Origin of the sequence: Pseudomonas chlororaphis subsp. aurantiaca (assembly GCF_013466605.1) — a bacterium.
Taxonomy (GTDB): domain Bacteria; phylum Pseudomonadota; class Gammaproteobacteria; order Pseudomonadales; family Pseudomonadaceae; genus Aquipseudomonas; species Aquipseudomonas chlororaphis_I.
In genome coordinates, this window is record NZ_CP059162.1 from 26,492 (window position 1) to 47,518 (window position 21,027).

General features: G+C 65.3%; 22 protein-coding genes. 9 read left to right on the forward strand and 13 right to left on the reverse strand.

Annotated elements, in window-relative coordinates; all coding sequences use genetic code 11:
- The first annotated feature begins 5 nt into the window (after positions 1 to 5).
- Positions 6 to 245 (forward strand): PilZ domain-containing protein, encoded by a 240-nt coding sequence (locus H0I86_RS00105; protein WP_180923419.1) that lies wholly within the window; start codon positions 6 to 8, stop codon positions 243 to 245.
- Positions 246 to 388: 143 nt separating this feature from the next.
- Here H0I86_RS00105 and H0I86_RS00110 read toward each other — a convergent pair whose 3' ends face one another.
- The 5 genes from H0I86_RS00110 to def all read right to left on the reverse strand — a co-directional run bounded on the left by H0I86_RS00110 (position 389) and on the right by def (position 5,112).
- Positions 389 to 703 (reverse strand): tetratricopeptide repeat protein, encoded by a 315-nt coding sequence (locus tag H0I86_RS00110; RefSeq protein ID WP_180923420.1) that lies wholly within the window; start codon positions 701 to 703, stop codon positions 389 to 391.
- A 138-nt stretch (positions 704 to 841) separates the two neighbouring features.
- Entirely contained in the window at positions 842 to 2,215 is a 1,374-nt protein-coding gene (gene trkA / locus H0I86_RS00115) for a Trk system potassium transporter TrkA (RefSeq protein WP_180923421.1), read from the reverse strand.
- A 24-nt stretch (positions 2,216 to 2,239) separates the two neighbouring features.
- Positions 2,240 to 3,565 carry a 16S rRNA (cytosine(967)-C(5))-methyltransferase RsmB gene (gene rsmB, locus H0I86_RS00120; RefSeq protein ID WP_180923422.1) on the reverse strand — a complete coding sequence of 442 codons (1,326 nt, stop codon included), beginning with the start codon at positions 3,563 to 3,565 and terminating at the stop codon, positions 2,240 to 2,242.
- Positions 3,562 to 4,521: a methionyl-tRNA formyltransferase gene (gene fmt / locus H0I86_RS00125; RefSeq protein ID WP_180923423.1), complete on the reverse strand. Its 960-nt coding sequence runs from the start codon at positions 4,519 to 4,521 to the stop codon at positions 3,562 to 3,564. Before fmt ends, rsmB begins: the two co-directional genes overlap by 4 nt.
- An 84-nt stretch (positions 4,522 to 4,605) precedes the next feature.
- Positions 4,606 to 5,112 (reverse strand): peptide deformylase, encoded by a 507-nt coding sequence (gene def / locus H0I86_RS00130; protein ID WP_009046227.1) that lies wholly within the window; start codon positions 5,110 to 5,112, stop codon positions 4,606 to 4,608.
- Positions 5,113 to 5,264: 152 nt separating this feature from the next.
- Between def and H0I86_RS00135 the strand changes: the two genes are divergently transcribed.
- The 3 genes from H0I86_RS00135 (at position 5,265) to tsaC (ending at position 8,092) form a co-directional block, all read left to right on the forward strand.
- On the forward strand, positions 5,265 to 6,290 hold the full coding sequence (locus H0I86_RS00135; RefSeq protein WP_180923424.1) for a LysM peptidoglycan-binding domain-containing protein: 1,026 nt from the start codon (positions 5,265 to 5,267) through the stop codon (positions 6,288 to 6,290).
- Between the two features lie 80 nt (positions 6,291 to 6,370).
- On the forward strand, positions 6,371 to 7,480 hold the full coding sequence (gene dprA, locus H0I86_RS00140) for a DNA-processing protein DprA (protein WP_180923425.1): 1,110 nt from the start codon (positions 6,371 to 6,373) through the stop codon (positions 7,478 to 7,480).
- Between the two features lie 54 nt (positions 7,481 to 7,534).
- The gene (gene tsaC / locus H0I86_RS00145; protein ID WP_180923426.1) at positions 7,535 to 8,092 is read left to right on the forward strand and encodes an L-threonylcarbamoyladenylate synthase type 1 TsaC; all 558 of its coding nucleotides are present in this window, start codon (positions 7,535 to 7,537) and stop codon (positions 8,090 to 8,092) included.
- 160 nt (positions 8,093 to 8,252) lie between these two features.
- On the opposite strand, the gene H0I86_RS00150 is transcribed toward tsaC, so the two are convergent.
- On the reverse strand, positions 8,253 to 9,230 hold the full coding sequence (locus H0I86_RS00150; protein ID WP_180923427.1) for an NADPH:quinone reductase: 978 nt from the start codon (positions 9,228 to 9,230) through the stop codon (positions 8,253 to 8,255).
- Positions 9,231 to 9,398: 168 nt separating this feature from the next.
- On the opposite strand from H0I86_RS00150, the gene hemF reads away from it, so the two are divergent.
- A complete protein-coding gene (hemF, locus tag H0I86_RS00155; RefSeq protein WP_038583343.1) occupies positions 9,399 to 10,316 on the forward strand; it encodes an oxygen-dependent coproporphyrinogen oxidase in 918 nt (305 codons plus the stop codon).
- Positions 10,317 to 10,431: 115 nt separating this feature from the next.
- A complete protein-coding gene (aroE, locus tag H0I86_RS00160; protein WP_180923428.1) occupies positions 10,432 to 11,253 on the forward strand; it encodes a shikimate dehydrogenase in 822 nt (273 codons plus the stop codon).
- A gap of 109 nt (positions 11,254 to 11,362) precedes the next feature.
- Here aroE and H0I86_RS00165 read toward each other — a convergent pair whose 3' ends face one another.
- The 3 genes from H0I86_RS00165 to betC all read right to left on the reverse strand — a co-directional run bounded on the left by H0I86_RS00165 (position 11,363) and on the right by betC (position 15,581).
- Positions 11,363 to 12,931, reverse strand: a complete 1,569-nt coding sequence (locus H0I86_RS00165; protein ID WP_180923429.1) for a SulP family inorganic anion transporter — start codon at positions 12,929 to 12,931, stop codon at positions 11,363 to 11,365.
- A 187-nt stretch (positions 12,932 to 13,118) separates the two neighbouring features.
- Entirely contained in the window at positions 13,119 to 14,051 is a 933-nt protein-coding gene (gene choX / locus H0I86_RS00170) for a choline ABC transporter substrate-binding protein (protein ID WP_180923430.1), read from the reverse strand.
- A 15-nt stretch (positions 14,052 to 14,066) separates the two neighbouring features.
- Complete coding sequence (gene betC / locus H0I86_RS00175) at positions 14,067 to 15,581, reverse strand: choline-sulfatase (RefSeq protein WP_180923431.1); 1,515 nt, start codon at positions 15,579 to 15,581, stop codon at positions 14,067 to 14,069.
- A gap of 114 nt (positions 15,582 to 15,695) precedes the next feature.
- Between betC and H0I86_RS00180 the strand changes: the two genes are divergently transcribed.
- Complete coding sequence (locus H0I86_RS00180; RefSeq protein ID WP_180923432.1) at positions 15,696 to 16,646, forward strand: choline sulfate utilization transcriptional regulator; 951 nt, start codon at positions 15,696 to 15,698, stop codon at positions 16,644 to 16,646.
- Here the strand turns inward: H0I86_RS00180 and H0I86_RS00185 are convergent.
- Positions 16,612 to 17,073 carry a DoxX family protein gene (locus tag H0I86_RS00185; protein WP_180923433.1) on the reverse strand — a complete coding sequence of 154 codons (462 nt, stop codon included), beginning with the start codon at positions 17,071 to 17,073 and terminating at the stop codon, positions 16,612 to 16,614. The two genes, H0I86_RS00180 and H0I86_RS00185, sit on opposite strands and share 35 nt — an antisense overlap.
- Before the next feature lie 48 nt (positions 17,074 to 17,121).
- Positions 17,122 to 18,063, reverse strand: coding sequence for a 4-hydroxybenzoate octaprenyltransferase (ubiA, locus tag H0I86_RS00190; RefSeq protein WP_180923434.1), 942 nt, complete (start codon positions 18,061 to 18,063; stop codon positions 17,122 to 17,124).
- Positions 18,064 to 18,294: 231 nt separating this feature from the next.
- On the opposite strand from ubiA, the gene H0I86_RS00195 reads away from it, so the two are divergent.
- Positions 18,295 to 19,293: a LysR family transcriptional regulator gene (locus tag H0I86_RS00195; RefSeq protein WP_180923435.1), complete on the forward strand. Its 999-nt coding sequence runs from the start codon at positions 18,295 to 18,297 to the stop codon at positions 19,291 to 19,293.
- Positions 19,294 to 19,296: 3 nt separating this feature from the next.
- On the opposite strand, the gene H0I86_RS00200 is transcribed toward H0I86_RS00195, so the two are convergent.
- The gene (locus H0I86_RS00200; protein ID WP_180923436.1) at positions 19,297 to 19,962 is read right to left on the reverse strand and encodes an NAD(P)-dependent oxidoreductase; all 666 of its coding nucleotides are present in this window, start codon (positions 19,960 to 19,962) and stop codon (positions 19,297 to 19,299) included.
- Between the two features lie 80 nt (positions 19,963 to 20,042).
- Between H0I86_RS00200 and H0I86_RS00205 the strand changes: the two genes are divergently transcribed.
- Positions 20,043 to 20,369 (forward strand): DOPA 4,5-dioxygenase family protein, encoded by a 327-nt coding sequence (locus H0I86_RS00205; RefSeq protein WP_009046239.1) that lies wholly within the window; start codon positions 20,043 to 20,045, stop codon positions 20,367 to 20,369.
- 139 nt (positions 20,370 to 20,508) lie between these two features.
- On the opposite strand, the gene H0I86_RS00210 is transcribed toward H0I86_RS00205, so the two are convergent.
- Positions 20,509 to 20,976, reverse strand: coding sequence for an anti-virulence regulator CigR family protein (locus tag H0I86_RS00210; RefSeq protein ID WP_180923437.1), 468 nt, complete (start codon positions 20,974 to 20,976; stop codon positions 20,509 to 20,511).
- Positions 20,977 to 21,027 lie beyond the last annotated feature (51 nt).

Here is a 21,027-nt window from a genome sequence, read left to right on the forward strand (position 1 = left end):
AGCACATGCCCGATTCGCGCAAATCCCTGAGGATCAAGATCCAGCACGAAAGCTTCGGCGAGTGCCTGGGCCAGACGCGCAACCTGTCCGCCAGCGGGGTCTACGTCAAGCACCCGGCGTTGGCGGCGCTGCCCAAGGGCGCGGTGGTCTACGGCCAGGTGCAAGGCCTGCCGATAAGTGTGCCGCGGGTGAAGATGGAGGTGGTGCTGGTGGACGCCGAAGGCATCGGCCTGCGTTATCTCTGAGACGTTCGGACGCCGCATCTGTAGCCGCCGCAGGCTGCGATCGACTGCGGAGCAGGCGCCGCTCTTGAGGCCCTCGCAAGGCCCTTCGGGCCTTATCGCAGCCTGCGGCAGCGGCTACAGGGGGTATGGGCGGCGGGCGGGTTTCACCGAGACAGGCGCTCGAGCTTCTTGAGGAACACTGTCATTTCCTTTTCCGCCTGCTTGTCGCCATGCCCGCGGGCCGCTTCCAGGCCCTGCTCCCAGGCCTGGCGCGCCGCCGGATAATCCTCCAGCCCCTGGTAGGCCTTGCCCAGCAGCTTCCACGCCGCCGAATACTTGGGGTCGAAACCGACGCAGCGTTGCAGGTGCTCGGCGGCCTTGGCGTATTCGTGCAGATCCAGATAACCCTTGCCCAGGCCGAAGCGCAGTAGCGAGTTATCCATACCCTTGGCGAGCATTTTTTCCAGGGATTCGAGCATGGGTGGGCTCCTTCGGCGGTTATGTGGCGTATTCGAGACAGCTATCGCGAGCAAGCTCGTTCCTACAGGGATGTACGCCTCCCATTGTAGGAGCGAGCTTGCTCGCGACTGGCCGGTCCTGACAGCGGAGATCCCGGATCAGAAGAAGCTCAACCCCACGTGGAACAGCTTCTCCACATCGCGGATATGTTTTTTATCCACAAGGAACAGAATCACGTGGTCGCCGGCCTCGATCACCGTGTCGTCATGGGCGATCAGCACCTCCTCGTCGCGGATGATCGCGCCGATGGTGGTGCCTGGCGGCAGCGCGATGTCCTCGATGGCGCGGCCGATCACCTTGCTCGATTTGGCATCGCCATGGGCGATCGCCTCGATGGCTTCCGCCGCGCCACGGCGCAGCGAGTGCACGCTGACGATATCACCACGGCGCACGTGGGCCAGCAGGGTGCCGATGGTGGCCAGCTGCGGGCTGATGGCGATATCGATATCGCCGCCCTGGATCAGGTCGACATAGGCCGGGTTGTTGATGATGGTCATCACCTTCTTCGCCCCCAGGCGCTTGGCCAGGAGCGAGGACATGATGTTGGCCTCGTCGTCGTTGGTCAGGGCCAGGAAGATATCGGCGTCGGCGATGTTCTCCTCCATCAGCAGGTCGCGGTCCGAGGCGCTGCCTTGCAGGACCACGGTGCTGTCGAGGTTGTCCGAGAGGTAGCGGCAACGCGCCGGGTTCATCTCGATGATCTTCACCTGGTAACGGCTTTCGATGGCCTCGGCCAGGCGTTCGCCGATCTGCCCGCCACCGGCGATGACGATGCGCTTGTAGGACTCGTCGAGGCGGCGCATCTCGCTCATCACCGCGCGGATGTTGGCCTTGGCGGCGATGAAGAACACTTCGTCGTCCGCCTCGATCACCGTATCGCCCTGGGGCAGGATCGGCCGGTCACGGCGGAAGATCGCCGCCACGCGCGTGTCGACATTGGGCATGTGCTCGCGCAGCTGGCGCAGTTGCTGCCCCACCAGCGGCCCGCCGTAATAGGCCCGGACCGCCACAAGCTGGGCCTTGCCTTCGGCGAAGTCGATCACCTGCAGGGCGCCGGGATGTTCGATCAGGCGCTTGATGTAATTGGTCACCACCTGTTCCGGGCTGATCAGCACGTCGACCGGAATCGCCTCGTTGTCGAACAGGCCGGCGCGGGTCAGGTAGGCCGCCTCGCGGACCCGGGCGATCTTGGTCGGAGTGTGGAACAGGGTATGGGCGACCTGGCAGGCGACCATGTTGGTTTCGTCGCTGTTGGTCACCGCGACCAGCATGTCGGCATCGTCGGCGCCGGCCTGGCGCAGAACCGTCGGGAGCGAACCGCGGCCCTGTACGGTACGGATGTCCAGGCGGTCGCCGAGATCGCGCAGGCGATCGCCGTCGGTGTCGACCACCGTGATGTCGTTGGCTTCGCTGGCCAGATGCTCTGCCAGGGAACCACCCACCTGCCCTGCTCCGAGGATGATGATTTTCATCCAGTCACTCCCTTAGAACCTTTCTTAACCGCGCGCGGCGGCAATCTTGATCAGCTTGGCGTAGTAGAACCCGTCGTGGCCGCCCTCTTGCGCCAGCAACTGGCGACCGTGGGACTGCTTCAGGCCGGCCGGAGGCTGGCCCAGTTGCCCGCCGATGTCCAGTTCGCGAGCGCCCGGGGTACGGGCCAGGAACGCCTCGATCACCTCGGTGTTTTCGGTCGGCAAGGTCGAGCAGGTGGCGTACAGCAGGATGCCGCCGACTTGCAGGGTCGACCACATGGCGTCCAGCAGCTCGCCTTGCAGGGTGGCCAGGGCAGCGATGTCGTCGGCCTGACGGGTGAGCTTGATATCCGGGTGGCGACGGATCACCCCGGTGGCCGAACACGGCGCGTCCAGCAGGATGCGCTGGAACGGCTTGCCGTCCCACCAGGCGGCGGTGTCGCGGCCGTCGGCGGCGATCAGCTCGGCGTTCAGCCCCAGGCGGTCGAGGTTCTCCTGGACACGCACCAGGCGCTTGGCTTCCAGGTCCACCGCCACCACGCCGGCCAGCGCGGGCTCGACTTCGAGGATGTGGCAGGTCTTGCCGCCAGGCGCGCAGCAGGCGTCCAGCACCCGTTGTCCCGGCGCCAGCTCCAGCAGCTCGGCGGCCAGTTGCGCGGCCTCGTCCTGCACGCTGATCCAGCCTTCGGCGAAGCCCGGCAGGCTGCGCACGTCGGCAGCTTCATCGAGGACGATGCCGTCCTGGCTGTAGACGCAAGGCTTGGCGGCGACGCCGGCTTCGCTCAGCAGATGAAGATAGGCCGCGCGGGAGTTATGGCGACGGTTGACCCGCAGGATCATCGGCGGGTGGGCGTTGTTGGCGGCGCAGATGGCTTCCCAATGCTCGGGCCAGAACGCCTTGAGGGATTTTTGCAGCCAGCGCGGATGGGCGGTACGCACCACCGGGTCGCGCTCCAGCTCGGCGAACAGCGCTTCGCTTTCGCGTTGGGCGCGGCGCAGCACGGCATTGATCAGCGCTTTGGCCCAGGGTTTTTTCAGCTTGTCGGCGCAGCCCACGGTTTCGCCAATGGCGGCGTGCGCCGGGACGCGGGTGTAGAGCAATTGATAAAGGCCCACCAGCAGCAGCGCCTCGACGTCGGTATCGGCCGCCTTGAACGGCTTCTGCAACAGCTTGGCCGCCAGCGCCGCCAGCCGTGGCTGCCAGCGCGCGGTGCCGAAAGCCAGTTCCTGGGTGAAGCCGCGATCGCGCGCTTCGACCTTGTCCAACAGGGTTGGCAGCGAGCTGTTGAGCGAGGCTTTGCCGTTGAGGACCGAGGTCAAGGCCTTGGCGGCGGCCAGACGCGGGTTCATTGAGCGTCCACCGCTTGTCCGAGCACGGTGCCGGTGGCGAATTTCTCGCGTCGGCTGTTGAACAGGTCACTGAAGTTCAACGCCTTGCCGCCGGGCAATTGCAGGCGGGTCAGGCACAGCGCCTGCTCGCCGCAGGCGACGAGCAGGCCGTCCTTGCTGGCGCCGAGGATGGTTCCCGGGGCGCCCTTGCCTTTGGCGAGGCTGGCGGCCAGCACCTTCAGGGCTTCGCCATTCAGCGTGCTGTGGCAGATCGGCCAGGGATTGAAGGCCCGTACCAGGCGCTCCAGCTCCAGCGCCGGGCGGCTCCAGTCGATCCGCGCTTCGTCCTTGTTCAGCTTGTGGGCGTAGGTGGCCAGGCTGTCGTCCTGCACTTCGCCTTGCAGGGTTCCGGCGGCGAGGCCGGCGATGGCCTGCACCACGGCCGGCGGGCCCATTTCGGCGAGTCGGTCATGCAGGCTGCCGCCGGTGTCTTCGGCGCTGATCGGGGTGCGGACCTTGAGCAGCATCGGCCCGGTGTCCAGGCCGGCTTCCATGCGCATCACGGTCACGCCGCTCTCGGCGTCGCCGGCTTCCACGGCGCGCTGGATCGGCGCCGCCCCGCGCCAGCGTGGCAGCAGCGAGGCGTGGCTGTTGATGCAGCCCAGGCGCGGAATATCCAGCACCGCCTGCGGCAGGATCAGGCCGTAGGCGACCACCACCATCAGGTCCGGCGAGAGGGCCGCCAGTTCGGCCTGGGCCTCCTGATTGCGCAGGGTCGGCGGTTGCAACACGGGGATATCGTGCTCCAGCGCCAGCTGCTTGACCGGGCTCGGCATCAGCTTTTGCCCGCGCCCGGCCGGACGGTCCGGCTGGGTGTAGACCGCGACGATCTCGTAGGGACTGTCGAGCAGGGCCTTGAGGTGTTCGGCGGCAAATTCCGGGGTGCCGGCAAAGACGATGCGCAGTGGCTCAGTCATGGGAGTTCTCGGTAATAAACAGCTCGGTAGTAAACATGCGGAAAAGAAAAAGGCTTGCCGTGGCAAGCCTTTGCAAGACGGTCATCAAGCCTGTTGGCGATGCTGCTTTTCCAGCTTCTTCTTGATCCGGTCGCGTTTGAGCGTGGACAGGTAGTCGACGAACAATTTGCCGTTGAGGTGGTCGCATTCGTGCTGGATGCACACCGCGAGCAAGCCTTCGGCGATCAGTTCGTAAGGCTGGCCGTCACGGTCCAGGGCCTTGATTTTCACGCGTTGCGGACGATCGACGTTCTCGTAGAAGCCCGGTACCGACAGGCAGCCTTCCTGGTACTGGCCCATTTCGTCGGTGAGCGGTTCGAACTCGGGATTGATGAACACCCGTGGCTCGCTGCGGTCTTCGGACAGGTCCATGACCACGATGCGCTTGTGCACGTTGACCTGGGTAGCGGCCAGGCCGATGCCGGGCGCCTCATACATTGTTTCAAACATGTCGTCGACCAACTGACGCACTTCGTCGTCCACTACGGCCACTGGTTTGGCGATAGTGCGCAGGCGCGAGTCGGGGAATTCGAGGATGTTTAAAATGGCCATAAGCGTAATTGCTACACGTGTGAAGTAAGTTCGGAGTCGGAGGCCTTGCGGGTTCTGGAAGGGCAACCGTTGTAAAACGTGCTCGGTCAGGAGCAGGGAGCGCACAGGCGCTGGCGTTTCACGCGAGTACACATAATAAAGGGATTCACCGCATGAGGAAATCACTACTCGCCTTGCTGCTCGTGGGCTGGGCCGGTTTCGGCCAGGCGCAGGTGCCGCTCCGGGAGGGTTACCCACAGCGCTACACCGTGGTGGCGGGCGATACCTTGTGGAGCATCGCCAGCCGCTTTCTGCGCGATCCCTGGCAATGGCCGGCGCTCTGGCAGGCCAATTCCAGCCTCGCCGACCCCGACCTGATCTACCCCGGCGACTCCCTGGCGCTGGTACAGGTCAACGGCGAACCACGCCTGACCCTGGAACGCGGCGCTTCCCGGGGCACCATCAAGCTGTCGCCCCAGGTGCGCCGCACGCCAGTGGCCGAGGCGATCCCGACCATTCCGCTGCAGGCCATCGACAGCTTTCTGCTGAGCAACCGCATCCTCGACCGGGCCGACGCCTTCGACAACGCGCCTTACATAGTCGCCGGCGATGCCGAACGGGTGCTCAGCGGCACCGGCGACCGGATCTTCGCGCGCGGCCGCTTCGACCCGGAACAATCGGCCTACGGCATCTTCCGCCAGGGCAAGACCTACACCGACCCGCAGAGCGGCGAACTGCTGGGAATCAACGCCGACGAGATCGGTGGCGGCGAGGTGGTCGCGGTCGAGGGCGATATCGCCACCCTGCAATTGCAGCGCACCACCCAGGAAGTGCGTCTGGGTGACCGTTTGTTCAGCGGCGAGCCTCGGACCATCAACTCGACCTTTGTCCCCAGCCCGCCGAGCCGGGCGGTCGAGGGCCTGATCATCGACGTGCCACGGGGCGTCACCCAGATCGGCGCATTGGACGTGGTGACGCTGAACAAGGGGCGGCGCGATGGCCTGGCTGAAGGCAATGTGCTGGCGGTGCTGAAGACCGGTGAAACCGTGCGCGATCGGGTGGCCGGCGGCCAGGTGAAGATGCCGGATGAGCGGGCCGGTCTGCTGATGGTTTTCCGCACCTACGACAAGCTCAGCTACGGCCTGGTGCTCAACGCTGCCCGCTCCTTGGCGATCATGGACAAGGTGCGTAACCCGTAAACCCTCAACAAGTTACCAACAGAGTTATCCACAGCTTATTTCCTGCTTCAGCTGGGCTTATAACGATCAAGGATGATCCCATGTCATTGCCTGCCCAGGCTCCGGTTTCCCCCGCGGAACTGGAAGCCCGTCTGCGTTTGCACCGCTTGCCGGACCTTGGCCCGAAGCGTTTTCTGCTGCTGCTCGAAGCCTTCGGTTCGGCCTCCAAGGCCATCAGCGCGCCGGCCAGTGCCTGGCGTGCGTTGGGCCTGCCGGCAGGTGCGGCCGAGGCCCGGCGCAACGCCGAAGTGCGTGATGGCGCCAGCCGTGCATTGGCCTGGCTGGAGCGTCCGGGCCAGCATTTACTGATGTGGGACCAGCCCGACTACCCGCCGCTGCTGAATGAAATTGCCGATGCGCCGCCGTTGTTGTTTGTCGCCGGCGATCCGCGGATCCTGGAAAAACCGCAGTTGGCGGTGGTCGGTAGCCGTCGCGCTTCGAGGCCCGGCATGGACACCGCCGCGGCCTTTTCCCGCAGCCTGGCCGCGGCCGGTTTTGTCATCACCAGCGGCCTGGCGCTGGGGATCGATGGTGCGGCGCACCAGGCCGCGCTGGAGGTCGGCGGGCAGACCGTCGGCGTGCTGGGCACCGGCCTGGAAAAATTTTATCCACAGCGCAATCGGCGCCTGGCCGATGCCATGATCGCCCAGGGCAGCGCGGTGGTTTCCGAGTTCCCGCTGGAGACCGGCCCCCACGCCAGCCACTTTCCCCGGCGCAACCGGATCATCAGTGGCCTGTCCCTTGGCGTGCTGGTGGTGGAGGCCAGCGTCGCCAGCGGTTCGCTGATCACCGCCCGGCTCGCCGCCGAGCAAGGCCGCGAGGTGTATGCGATACCCGGCTCGATCCATCACCCCGGCGCCCGGGGCTGTCATCAGCTGATTCGCGATGGCGCGGTGCTGGTGGAAACCATCGAACATATCCTCGAAGCCCTGCGTGGCTGGCAACGGCTGCCGTTATCCACAACCCCGCCACCAGTCGCGCCCGCTCACCCGTTGCTGGCGCTGTTGCATGCCGCGCCGCAGACCAGCGAGGGCCTGGCCGAGGCCAGTGGCTGGAGCCTGTCCAGGGTGCTGGCGGCGCTTACGGAACTGGAGTTGGAGGGCTATGCGGTATGTGAAGGAGGCTGCTGGTATGCCCGGGCAAAAGGCTAGGCTTTACAGGCAGGATCGGTAAACTGCGCACAGCCTTAATCCGGAGAGTCAGCAATGGTCAGCAGTTGGCGTGTGCAACAAGCCGCACGAGAAATTCGCGCAGGGGCGGTGATTGCCTACCCAACCGAAGCAGTCTGGGGGTTGGGGTGCGATCCGTGGAACGAAGAGGCGGTGGACCGGTTGCTGGCCATCAAGTCGCGCTCCGTCGACAAGGGCCTGATCCTGATCGCCGACAACATCCGCCAGTTCGATTTTCTCTTCGAGGACTTCCCCCAGGAATGGCTCGATCGCATGGCCAGCACCTGGCCGGGGCCGAACACCTGGCTGGTGCCCCATCAGAATTTGTTGCCGGAGTGGGTCACCGGGGTCCATGACACCGTGGCCTTGCGGGTCAGCGATCATCCACTGGTGCGCGAGTTGTGCGCGCTGGTGGGGCCGCTGATTTCCACCTCGGCCAATCCCCAGGGGCGCCCGGCCGCCCGCACGCGGATTCGCGTCGAGCAGTATTTCCGCGGGCAGTTGGACATGGTCCTGGGCGGCAGCCTGGGTGGGCGCAAGAACCCGAGCCTGATCCGCGACCTGGTGACCGGCAAGATCGTGCGTGCGGCCTGAAACCGCGTCGTCCTTTATCGCGGGCAAGGACTAGGCGTCCCCCCCTGCTCCTACAGAAACGATGTCGTACACATCATCGTGGCACGACGCGAACCTGTAGGAGCGGGCGGGCGACGATCCGACTTGCCCGCGATTGCATTCGCTCAGGCAACGCAGCCTTTTACGGCAAGAGAATGGTCGACCCCGTGGTGCGGCGCGCCGCCAGTTCGGTCTGCGCCTTCGCCGCTTCCGCCAGTGGATAACGCTGGCCGATCTCGATCTTCAGTTTGCCGCTGGTAATCATCCCGAACAGATCGTCGGCCATGGCCTGCAGGTTCTCGGCGTTGTTGGCGTAGGTGCCCAGGGTCGGGCGGGTGACATACAGCGAGCCCTTGGCCGCCAGGATGCCCAGGTTGACTCCCTCCACCGTGCCCGAGGCGTTGCCGAAGCTGACCATCAGGCCCCGTGGCTGCAGGCAGTCCAGCGAGGTCAGCCAGGTGTCCTTGCCCACGCCGTCGTAGACCACCGGGCATTTCTTGCCGTCGGTCAGCTCCAGTACGCGCTTGGCCACGTCTTCATGGCTGTAGTCGATGGTTTCCCAGGCGCCGAGGGATTTCGCCAGCGCGGCTTTTTCCGGTGAGCTGACAGTACCGATCAGCTTCACCCCCAGGGCCTTGGCCCACTGGCAGGCGAGCAGCCCGACACCGCCGGCGGCCGCGTGGAACAGCACGGTTTCGCCGCCCTTGAGCTCGTAGGTTTGGCGCAGCAGGTACTGCACGGTCAGGCCCTTGAGCATCACCCCGGCCGCCTGTTCGAAGCCGATGCTGTCCGGCAGGTGCACCAGATTGTCCGCGGGCAGCACATGCAGCTCGCTGTAGGCGCCCAGCGGGCCGCTGCCATAGGCCACGCGATCGCCGACCTTGAAGCGGGTCACGGCGCTGCCCACCGCCTCGACCACCCCGGCCCCTTCGGCGCCCAGGCCCGATGGCAAGGCCGGTGGCGCGTAGAGACCGCTGCGGTAGTAGGTGTCGATGAAGTTCAGGCCGATGGCCTTGTTGCTCACGCGGACCTGTTGCGGGCCCGGTTCTGCGGGTTGGTAATCCACATACTCGAGTACTTCCGGGCCGCCATGGGCCCGGAACTGGATACGTTTGGCCATCTGCACTCTCTCCTCGGTCGTGTCGCGAAAGTGCCTTATCGGACTCCTATGCTTGACCGCCGTCAACTGCGACCGGCCCCCACGCAGTGTTATGCTACGCGCCCATTTGCGCAGGCCCCCTGCTGTATCCCTGGCGCCGCGTAGCTTTGCCCGATTCAAGGTGATGCCATGACTACCCGCACCGAGGCCGTAAAAGCCTACCTGCTCGACCTGCAAGACCGCATTTGCGCTGCCCTGGAAGCCGAAGACGGCGGTACGCGCTTCGTCGAAGACGCCTGGACCCGACCGGCCGGCGGTGGCGGGCGCACCCGGGTGATTGCCAACGGTACGGTGATCGAGAAAGGCGGCGTCAACTTTTCCCACGTGTTCGGCAGCGGCTTGCCGCCGTCCGCCAGCGCCCACCGGCCCGAACTGGCCGGCCGTGGCTTCGAGGCGCTGGGCGTGTCGCTGGTGATCCACCCGCACAACCCCCATGTGCCGACTTCCCACGCCAACGTACGGTTCTTCATCGCCGAAAAAGCAGGCGAAGAGCCGGTCTGGTGGTTCGGCGGCGGTTTCGACCTGACCCCCTACTACGCCAACGAAGAAGACTGCGTGCACTGGCACCGTGTCGCGCAAAAGGCCTGCGCGCCGTTCGGCCCGGACGTCTACCCGCGCTACAAGGCCTGGTGCGACAGCTACTTCCACATCAAGCACCGCAACGAACCGCGCGGCATCGGCGGCCTGTTCTTCGACGACCTCAACGAGTGGGACTTCGATACCAGCTTCGCCTTCATGCGCGCCATCGGCGACGCCTACCTCGAGGCCTACCTGCCGATCGTCCAGCGCCGCAAGGCCCTGGGCTATACCGAGAAGCAGCGCGAGTTCCAGGAATACCGTCGCGGCCGCTATGTCGAGTTCAACCTGGTCTACGACCGCGGCACCCTGTTCGGCCTGCAATCGGGTGGGCGTACCGAGTCGATCCTCATGTCCCTGCCGCCGCAGGTCCGCTGGGGCTACGACTGGAAAGCCGAGCCGGGCAGCGAAGAAGCGCGCCTGACCGAATATTTCCTGCAGGACCGCGACTGGCTGGCGGGCTCCGCGTAAAGCGTTGCTGCCGGCGGGCCGGCGCTGGACGATAATGCGATTGAACAGAACAGCGCAGCGCCCCTGTCGCCAGCAAGCTGGCTCCTTACAGGGATGTGCATGAGGGTTTTATTGGATGGATCAGTACGTCGTTTTTGGTAACCCGATCGGCCACAGCAAGTCGCCGCTGATTCATCGGTTGTTCGCCGAGCAGACGGCGCAGCGGCTGGTCTACACCACCCTGCTGGCGCCCCTCGACGATTTCGCCGGCTGTGCCCGCGGGTTCTTCGTGGACGGACGTGGCGCCAACGTCACGGTGCCGTTCAAGGAAGACGCCTATCGCCTGGCCGACAGCCTGACCGCCCGCGCCCAGCGCGCCGGCGCGGTGAACACCTTGAGCAAGCTCGCCGATGGCAGCCTGTTGGGCGACAACACCGACGGCGCCGGCCTGGTGCGCGACCTGACGGTCAACGCCGGCTTCAGCCTCAAGGGCAAGCGCATTCTGCTGCTGGGTGCCGGTGGCGCGGTGCGTGGCGCGCTGGAGCCGCTGCTGGCGGAGCAGCCGGCGTCGGTGATCATCGCCAACCGCACGGTGGAAAAGGCCGAGCTGCTGGCCGAGCTGTTCAGCGACCTGGGGCCGGTGTCGGCCAGCGGTTTCGACTGGTTGCGCGAGCCGGTGGACCTGATCATCAACGCCACCTCGGCCAGCCTCACCGGCGACGTGCCGCCGATCGCCGCCAGCCTGATCGAACCGGGTAGGACTCTGTGCTACGACATGATGTATGGCAAGGAGCCGACCGCCTTCTGTCGCTGGGCCAGCCAATACGGCGCGGCGATTTCCATGGATGGCCTGGGCATGCTCGCCGAGCAGGCGGCGGAAGCCTTCTTCCTGTGGCGTGGCGTGCGCCCGGACACCGCGCCGGTGCTGGCGGAGCTGCGGCGCCAGCTGGCGCTCTGACAGACCGCGTCATCGTTGATCGCTGCTCCTACAAGGAAAGGCATTTCTTCTGTAGGAGCGAGGCTTGCCCGCGAGGGGGTCGCCGCGATAGTCGCGCTGCGGCCCGCAATCAATCCTCAAACCGGATCGGGCATTTCTCCACGCCTTCGAGCTTTCTCAACTCTTCGATCACCGAGGCGCGCGCGCGGCGCAGGGTCAGGCTGCGGTTCTGCCGCAGCAGGCGGCGGGCTTCCTGGTGCAGCATGGCCACCCCGGAATAGTCGATGAAGTTGATCTGCCGGGCGTCGATCACCAGGCGCGGCGCATGGCAGCGCTGCATGCGCACTTGCAGGTAATGGCTGGCGCCGAAAAAGATCGAGCCGCCGACCCGCAGGATGTCCTCGTCGCCTTCGCGCCCATGCTGCACGCGCGGTTGCGAGGTGCGCTTGAGGTAGAAGAACAGCGACGCCAGGACCCCGGCATAGATCGCCGTCTGCAATTCCAGGAGCAAGGTGGCGACACAGGTCAGGCTCATCACCGCGAACTCGGCGCGGCTGACCCGGAACAGCGCGCGAATGCCGCGATGGTCCACCAGCCCCCAGCAGATCAGCAGGATGCTCCCGGCCATGGCCGGGATCGGGATATGGGCGATCAGAGCCGCGCCCGCGATGGCGAACAGGGCCACCCACAGCGCCGAGAACACCCCCGCCAGCGGCGAACAGGCGCCGGCTTCGTAGCTCAGGCCGGAGCGGGTAAAGGAGCCGGACGACAGATAGCCGGAGAAGAACGCGCCAACGATATTCGACAGGCCCTGGGCGCGGACTTCCTGGTTGGCATCGAGCAACTGCTCGGAGCGCGCCGACAGCGAGCGGGCGATCGACAGGCTGGTCACCAGCCCCAGCATGCCCACCGCCACGGCGCTGGGCAGCAGGCGCAGGATCATGTCCAGGTCCAGCGGCAGCGGGCTGATCGGCGGCAGCCGGCCGGTAAAGGCGCTGACCAGCTTCACCTGGCCGAACAGCGCCGGCCACAGCCACACCACCAGCCCACTGAGGATCAATGTGATCAGCAGCGAGGGCCAGCGCGGTACCAGCAGCTTCAGGGCCAGGCCGACGATCAGTGTGCCCAGGCCGAGGATTAGCGAGGGGGTATCCACAGCATCGAGATGGGCGAACAGCGAGGTCAGGCTGTTCAGCGCGGTAGCTTCGCTCGGCAAGTCCAGGCCCAGCAGGTTGGGCAACTGCCCCAGGGCGATCACCACCGCGGCGCCGAGGGTGAAGCCGAGCACCACCGAGTGGGACACGAAGTTCACCAGCGCGCCGAAGCGCAACAACCCCAATAGCCATTGGAACACGCCAGCGAGCAGGGTCAGCAGCAGGATCAGGGTGATGTAGTCCTGGGACGCCGGCACCGCCAGGGGGCTGACGCTGGCGTAGAGGACGATGGAGATCGCCGCGGTCGGGCCACAGATCAGGTGCCAGGAAGAACCCCACAGGCAGGCGATCAACACCGGGACGACGGCGGCATACAGGCCGTATTCCGGTGGCAGGCCGGCGATCAGGGCATAGGCGATGGATTGCGGCAGGGCGAGGATGGCGCCGCTCAGGCCCACCAGCAGGTCGCGCCCGACGCTGGCGCGGGTCTGCCGGGGCAGCCAGCTCAGGAAGGGCAAGAGTGAATGGCGATTGGGCCAGGCCATGGGTCCTCGCGGTCGGGATGGGGCGAAAGGCGTCAGGGTGGAGTGTCAGGTCGGAGCGTGCAAGGCCCGTCAGTGACGGTTGTAGCCGCTGCCGCAGGCTGCGAGAGGACCGGCAGGACCTCAGCGGGCTCGAAAACCCTACGCCCCTTCGGCTCGATCGCAGCCTGCGGCAGCGGCTACAGGTGGATTACAGCCTGGCCTGCACCACCGGCAGCGCGTCCTTGCCATCGAGGGTCTTCACCCCGTCCAGCCACTTGTCCAGCACCGCCGGGTTGGCCTTGATCCAGGCCTTGGCCGCATCCAGGTTGCTGACCTTCTTGTTGGCCACCTCGGCCATGATGCTGTTCTCCATTTCCTGGGTGAAGCTCAGGTTGCTCAGCAGCTTGCCGACGTTCGGGCAGGCCTGTGCATAACCCTTGCGGGTCAGGGTGTAGACGCTGCCGGTGTCGCCGAAGTACTTCTCGCCACCCTTGAGGTAGCGCATTTTCAGTTGCACGTTCATCGGGTGCGGGGTCCAGCCGAGGAAGGTGACGAACTTCTGCCTTTTCACCGCCCGCGAGACTTCGGCGAGCATCGCCTGCTCGCTGGACTCGATCAGCTTCCACTGGCCGAGGTCGAAGTCGTTCTTCTTGATGATCTCCTGCAACGACAGGTTGGCCGGCGCTCCTGAGCCGATGCCGTAGAGTTTCTTGTCGAACTTGTCGGCGAATTTGTTCAGGTCGCTGAAGTCATGCACGCCGGCGTCCCAGACGTAATCCGGCACCGCCAGGGTGAACTCGGTGCCGTCCAGGTTCTTCGCCAGCTGGATGACATCGCCATTGGCCACGAACTTGTCGTAGAAGCCCTGCTGCGCCGGCATCCAGTTGCCCAGGAACACATCCACCTGGCCGTCCTTGAGCCCGCCGAAGGTGATCGGCACCGCCAGGGTATCGATCTTGGCCTTGTAGCCCATGCCGTCCAACAGGAAACCGGCGATGGCGTTGGTGGCGGCGATGTCGCTCCAGCCCGGGTCGGCCATCTTCACGGTCTCGCACCCCTGTTCGGCCCGGGCCAGGGCCGGGATCGAAGCACTGCCCAGCGCCAGAAGCGCGGCCGTCACTGCTGTGGATAACCTTTGCATGCTCTTCCCCTTACGTTATTGGTTTTGGCAGGGTTGTGGATAACGAGCCTTGCGCTCCAGATCGTCGAGGTCGATGTGGTTGCGCATGTATTGCTGACTGGCGTCGACCAGTGGCTGGTGGTCCCAGCTCTTCAGCTTGCCCAGGCTCAAGGCGCCTGCGACGAAGCGACGGCGGCGCTGGCTGGCGAGTACCTGTTGGTGAATGGCCGGGATATTCCATTTGGCCCGCGCTTCGCGGAGAAAATCCTCGAATAGCAGGCGATGTTGCGGCGATTGGCTGAGCTCTTCCTGTTCACGCGGGTCGTTGGCCACATCGAACAGCAGGCACGGGTCGTCTTCGCTGTAGATGAACTTGTAGCGGCCGCGACGAATCATCATCAGCGGGCTGATGGTGCCTTCGGCCATGTATTCGCCGAAGACTTCGTCATGCCCGCCCTGCCCTTGCAGGTGCGGCACCAGGGAGCGGCCATCCAGCGCCAGGCCCGGTTGCAGTTCGCCACCGGCCAGTTCCACCAGGGTCGGCAGCAGGTCGGCGGTCGAGACCGCCTGGGCTACCCGGGCGGAGGCGAACTGCCCCGGCGCGCTGACCAGCAGCGGTACCCGCGCGGACATTTCGAACCAGTGCATTTTGTACCAGAGGCCGCGCTCGCCGAGCATGTCGCCGTGGTCGCCGGAGAAGACAATGATGGTGTCGTCGATCAGCCCGGTTTCCTCCAGGGTTTCCAGGAGTTTGCCGATGTTGCTGTCGATATAGCTGCACGCGCCGAAATAGGCGCGACGCGCGTCGCGAATCTTATCCACAGGCAGCGGCTTGTCCCACAGGTCGTAGACCTTGAGCAGGCGCTGGGAATGCGGGTCGAGCGTGTCCTGGGCCGGGGTCTGCGGCAGCGGAATATCCTCGTCGCGGTACAGGTCCCAGAAGGCTTTTGGAATGGTGTACGGGTCGTGCGGGTGGGTCATCGACACGGTCAGGCAGAACGGCTGGTCGCCGTCTTCGCGAACGTGATCGAACAGGTACTGGCGGGCCTTGAACACCACTTCTTCGTCGAAATCCAGCTGGTTGGTGCGCACGCATGGCCCGGCCTGCAGCACCGAGGACATGTTGTGGTACCAGCTGGGGCGCACGTCCGGCTCGTCCCAGTTCACTGCCCAGCCATAGTCGGCCGGGTAGATATCGCTGGTCAGGCGTTCTTCGTAACCGTGCAACTGGTCCGGGCCGCAGAAATGCATCTTGCCCGACAGCGCGGTGCGGTAGCCCAGGCGGCGCAGGTAATGGGCGTAGGTCGGGACGTCGGCGGGGAAGTCGGCGGCGTTGTCATAGGCGCCGATCTTGCTCGGCAACTGGCCGCTGACCAGGGTGAAACGCGACGGCGCGCACAGCGGGCTGTTGCAGTAGGCGGCGTCGAACACCACGCCCCGGGCGGCGAGGCGGCTCAGATGCGGCAGCTTGATGGGCGATGGACCGTAGAACGGCAACATTGGCGCGGCCATCTGATCGGCCATGATGAAAAGAATGTTCTTGCGCTTCATGTATTCGCGGCATTCCATAGTGGGCAGTTATGCGAAAGTGCTGCGATCGAGCATGTAACCCGCGGCTTTTGCGGTAAAGCCCATGTACGGCAATGACTAGGATTAGTACAACTTATGTATGAAGCGCTTGGCGACCTGTCCCTGGACCTGTTCCGCGTATTCGAGGCGGCGGCGCGCCAGCGCAGCTTTACCGCCGCGGCGGTGGAACTGGGGACCACCCAGCCGGCCATCAGCCAGCAGATCAAGCGGCTGGAGGAACAGCTCGGCACCCGGCTGTTCGACCGCATCTACCGTGGCATCGAACTGACCGAGGCCGGCAGCCAGTTGTTCGAACAGGTGCAGGCCGGCTTGCAGAGCATCGACAGCGGCCTGAGCGCCATCACCGCCCAGCATCAGCACGAGGTGCTGCAGGTGGCCACCGACTTCGCCTTTGCCGCCTACTGGCTGATGCCGCGGCTGCCCCGTTTCCACGCCGCTAATCCGCAGGTGGATGTGAGCCTGGTCACCAGCGAGCGCAGCCACAACATGCTGCGTACCGATATCGACGTGGCGGTGCTGTTTGGCGATGGCCGTTTCAAGCAGGGGGAAAGCCACTGGCTGTTCAATGAAGAGGTGTTTCCGGTGTGCAGCCCGCTGCTGCTCAAGGAGCGACCGCTACCGCTGGGCGCCCAGTCGCTGCTGGAGTTTCCGCTGCTGCACCTGAAGGGCGAAAACAGCAGCCACTGGTTCGACTGGAGCGGCGTGTTCCGCGAGTTGGGGATTGCTACCCCGCCGACACCCGGGCAGCTGCGTTTCGACAACTACACCCTGCTGATCCAGGCGGCGATCGGTGGCCAGGGCGTGGGCATTGGCTGGCGCCACCTTGTGGATAACTTGTTGGCGCAAGGTCTGTTGTGCCGGCCGATCAGCGAAACGCTGATCTCCCGCTACGGCTATTACGTGGTCCTGCCCCAGCGCAAACGCCGCGGGCCGCTGATCCAGCGGTTTTTCGACTGGCTGATGGCCGAGCAAGCCGACAGCGCGCAATCGCTCAAGGGATTGTCGCTGCCCTCGATTGCCTTGTAGGCGAGGCCTTGAACAGGTACTGCAGGGACAGGGCGCCATTGCCGAGGCACATCAGCGACACCGAGACCACTGCCAGGAAGGCCAGGTATTCCCAGCCACCGCCCGGGCTGGTGTAGATCCAGCCATGGGCACCGTGGACGAAGGCAATGGCGCCCAGCAGCATCGGCAGCAGGGCCAGGGCGATCCAGCGCACAGCGATGCCCAGGACCAACAGCAAGCCGCCCGCCAGTTCCGCGCCCACCGCCGGGTAGGTCATCCATTCGGGCATGCCGGTGGCGCCGAACAGCCTGAGGGTGCCCGGCCAGCCCAGGACCAGGATCTTGAACAGCGCATGGGCGATGTACATGGCGCCCAGGGCCAGGCGCAGCAACAGGGCGGCCCATTGTTCCGGAGATGAGTGCGGTGAGCCGAGCGAGCGGGCAGGCATATGACGAGTCCTTGTGTTGTGGGTCGAGGGTGTTGCCGGGGTGGGCAGTCAGACGATCGACACCGAGGTGCCGACCAGCAGCAGGACGCCGACATGGCAGTTGCTGCGAAACAGGTTGTTGCAGGGCTCCGGGTTATCCGGATGGAACTGGTCGAGCTGGTAAGCCAGGGACAGGGCGACCGGCAGCAGCAGGATGAAGTACCCGGGATTGACGCCGGCCAGCACCCCGGCCGTGCACCAGCACAGCAGGGTCATGGCGTAGAACCCGCCGATCCAGGCCTTGCCCCGGTCGGCGAACAGCGTCGCGGTGGAACGCAGGCCCATCTTCAGGTCGTCTGCACGGTCGCTGTAGGCATAGAGGGTGTCGTAGCCCAGCTGCCAGAACAGGCAGCCGAGCCACAGCGCCAGCGCGCTGGGTTGCAGGCGGCCAGTGGTTTCCACACTGGCCATGAGCACTCCCCAATTGAACACCGCGCCGAGAAACGCCTGGGGCCAGTGGGTGAAGCGCTTGAGCAGCGGATAGAGCAGAGTCAGGGGCACGCAGCACAGCGCCAGCAGCACTGTCAGCGGTTGCAGGAACAGCAGCAATACCGCCGCCAGCAGCAACTGTACGACCAGGCAGGTCAGCGCTTGCCCCAGGCTCAGTGAACCGTTGGCCAAGGGACGCTCGCGGGTGCGGTTGACCTGGGCGTCGAAGCGCCGGTCGAAGATGTCGTTGATGCTGCAGCCGGCGCTGCGCATGAGCAGCGCGCCCAGCGAGAACACCAGCACCTCTGTGGCTTGCGGCACGCGGCCGGCCGACAGCAGCAGCGAAGCCAGGGCCGGCAGTAGAGTCAGCCAGGTGCCGATGGGCCGGTCCAGGCGCATCAGGCGGGCGTAGGCTTGCCAGGGGCCGGGCAGCCGGGCCGAGACCCAGTCGTGGGCGCGGATGTCATTCAGGTCGGCAGTCGCGCGCGGTGGCTGCGACGGATTGTTGGGGCTTGCAGGCATGTGCGGTCCCTGGCCTTGATCATCGTTTCGAACGCTAGCCGCGAGGTTGTCCCCAGCAGGGTGACGACACTCATGAACCTGGCGTTCGGTGAATTTCGGGCAAGCCGCTGCCGTGATCGCCGTGTCTGGTTCCAGGGCCATCGGGTTGCTTGCCGGATGCGCTAAAGTTGCCCGCGCCCGCCCCCCGGGGCAAGGGAACAATCCGCAATAGCCTCCTGCAGGATATGCAATATGCTCCGTGATGAAGTGCCTAGCGTCCCGCGTATCGACCTGAACCTGCTGCGGGTATTCGATGCCGTCTATGAAGACCGCAGCATCCTCCTGGCCAGCAAGCGTCTGCACCTGAGCCAGTCGGCGGTCAGCCATGCCCTGACCCGGTTGCGCGAGTCCTTGCAGGACGAACTGTTCATCCGGACCGCCAGGGGCATGCAGCCTTCGGCCCGGGCCGAGGCGATTGCCGGCCCTTTGCGCGAGGCGCTATTGACCATCCAGCGGACGGTGGGCGTGGAAGCCTTCGACCCCTCCACGGCGACGCGCACTTTCACCCTGGCGGCCAATGACTACATGAGTGCAGTGCTGCTGGTGCCCTTGCTCCAACGTTTGGCGCAACAGGCGCCGGGCGTGGAACTGGTGTTGCGGCCCTCGACCCGGCTGGACCTGGCCGAGCAGATCGATGTCGGACGTATCGACCTGGCCCTCGGGCTGTTTGCCGAGCTGCCGCAGCGCATACACAGCACCTGCCTCTGGCAGCAGCAGGATGTAATGCTGATGTGCCCGGGACACCCCATGCTCGAGCTGCCCGCGGTAACCCTGGAGGCATTGGCGGATTACCCGCTGGTTACCCTGTCGGTGGGCGGCCAGGAGGAAGGCGCGGTCAATGGCTACATCCTCGAACGTGGCATTGCCCGGCAGTCGGAGATGTTTGATCGCCAGCGCCTGGAGCAGGCGCTGGCGGCGATTGGCCGGCGGCCTGATTACAAGGTCACCCTGCCCCATTCCCTGGTCTTGCCGCAGCTGCTGGAGCAGTCGCAGTGGGTGGCGATTGTGCCGGCGCCGTTGGCTCGGGCCTTCGAGCAACGTTTTGCCTTGTCGCAGCGGGCGCTGCCCCTGGCCGTCGAGCCGTCACCGTTGCTGGCGATCTGGCATGGGCGCAACAGCGCCGATCCGGCCCACCTCTGGTTACGCCAGCAATTGCTGGAAGTGGCTGCGACCTTGGCCGAGCAGCCTTGAGCCTCAGCCCCGGGCAGGCCTATCGACGAAGTTCACATGCTCGCGCAGATGCAGGTTCAGTTGCAGCTCATCGGCGATGCCGGCAGCTACCCGCGCCAGTCGCTGCACCGACTCATCCTGCTTCGGCGGGAGGCTGCCGGCGGGTTGGCGGAAATGGTCCAGGGTCAGTCCGGGCACACTGCGTGGAGTATTCACCAGGGTCCAGCGCAAGCTGCTGCCTTGTAGCGCATCGAGGATGGCTTCGGCGGCCTGGCGCTGTGGGCGGTCTTCCATTTCCGGGTTGTCCAGCACCTCGAAATTTCCCAGCAGAAACAGGCGCCGGACGCCCGCAGCCTGCATGCCGGCGATCAGCGCTTCGACCGCGCGGAGTTGCTCCCGGGGTTCGAGAAGCAGGTTTTCCTGCTGTTCGAGGCCCATGGGCAGCCCCGGGGCATCCAGCAGGCAGACCACCACGTCGCCTCCGGCCACGCTTTGCCTGACCCGCGCGGCATCGAACAGGTCACCGCATTTGGTGCGCAAACCGGGAAGGGGCTCGAGGGCCGTCAGGTCGTCGAGGATGGCGATGACTTCATGCTGGCGCCGCAGGAACTCCGCCATCAGCGCGCTGCCCAGGCTGCTCATGGCACCGTAGAGCACCAGCTTGACCACCGGGGTTTCGGCATTTTTCATGGCGCGGCTCGTCTCTTTACACTGGTAAGGTTATGACCTGTGGGCTGTCGCCAGGGTTCGACTTTGTCATGAGAGGTTCCATGCAACGCATCAAGGGCTATCACGCCCACGTCTATTTCGACGCCAGCACCATCGACCAGGCGCGGGCGCTGTGTGAGCAGGCGGCGCAATTGTTTCCGTTGAAGATGGGGCGGGTGCATGAACGGCCGGTCGGCCCGCATCCGGACTGGAGCTGTCAGCTGGCGTTCGAACCGCAGTACCTGGGGGAGGTGCTGCCGTGGCTGGCGCTCAATCGCAACGGGTTGGTGGTGTTTCTGCACCCGGACACCGGGGACGATCTGAAGGATCACACCGAGCATGCGGTCTGGATGGGGGCGATCAGGCCGCTGGACCTGTCGATTTTTTGAGCGTTTCGCGAGCCCGCTCGCTCCCGTGGGAGCGAGCGGGCGGCGATCCGACTTGCCCGCGATGAACGATGGCGTGTTGTGACAGACACACCGTATTGCCGTCATCGCACGCAAGCTGTGCGCCTACAGGAGCGGGCGGTCAATACAGCACGCCATCGAGGATCTCGTAGACGATCCCGCTGCCTACCGCGATCAGCACGATATCGGCGCCCATGCGCCGCCATTCATAACCCGGGTAGTACGGCAGGTGCGCCAGGGCGCGGTTGTCCAGGCGTTCGCCGTAGTAGCCGCGGGGCAGCGGCTGGCCGCGCACCAGGTGGATGCCTTGGGGCGGTGGTGCGCCGCGTAAGAAGTAGAGGTGATTGTCGCGAATGGTCTCGCGCACCGGGCCGAAATCCCGGGGCGGGCCGCCACGCCGATCGGCCTGCGGGCCACGATGCTCATCGCCCCGATTGTCCGCGCGATTGTCTCCTCGATTGTCGTAGCGACCCTGTTGCGGGCCTCCGCGATCGTGGTCGTCCCGTGGGTCCGCGACCGCGTGCAGCAGCGGGCTGGCGCTGAGCATCAGCACGCCGAGACCGGCAATCAGGCGTTTGGGCATTTTCATCGGGTCTTCCTCAGAGCACGAGCAACAAAAAGGGGTTCAGAACCTGGTCCT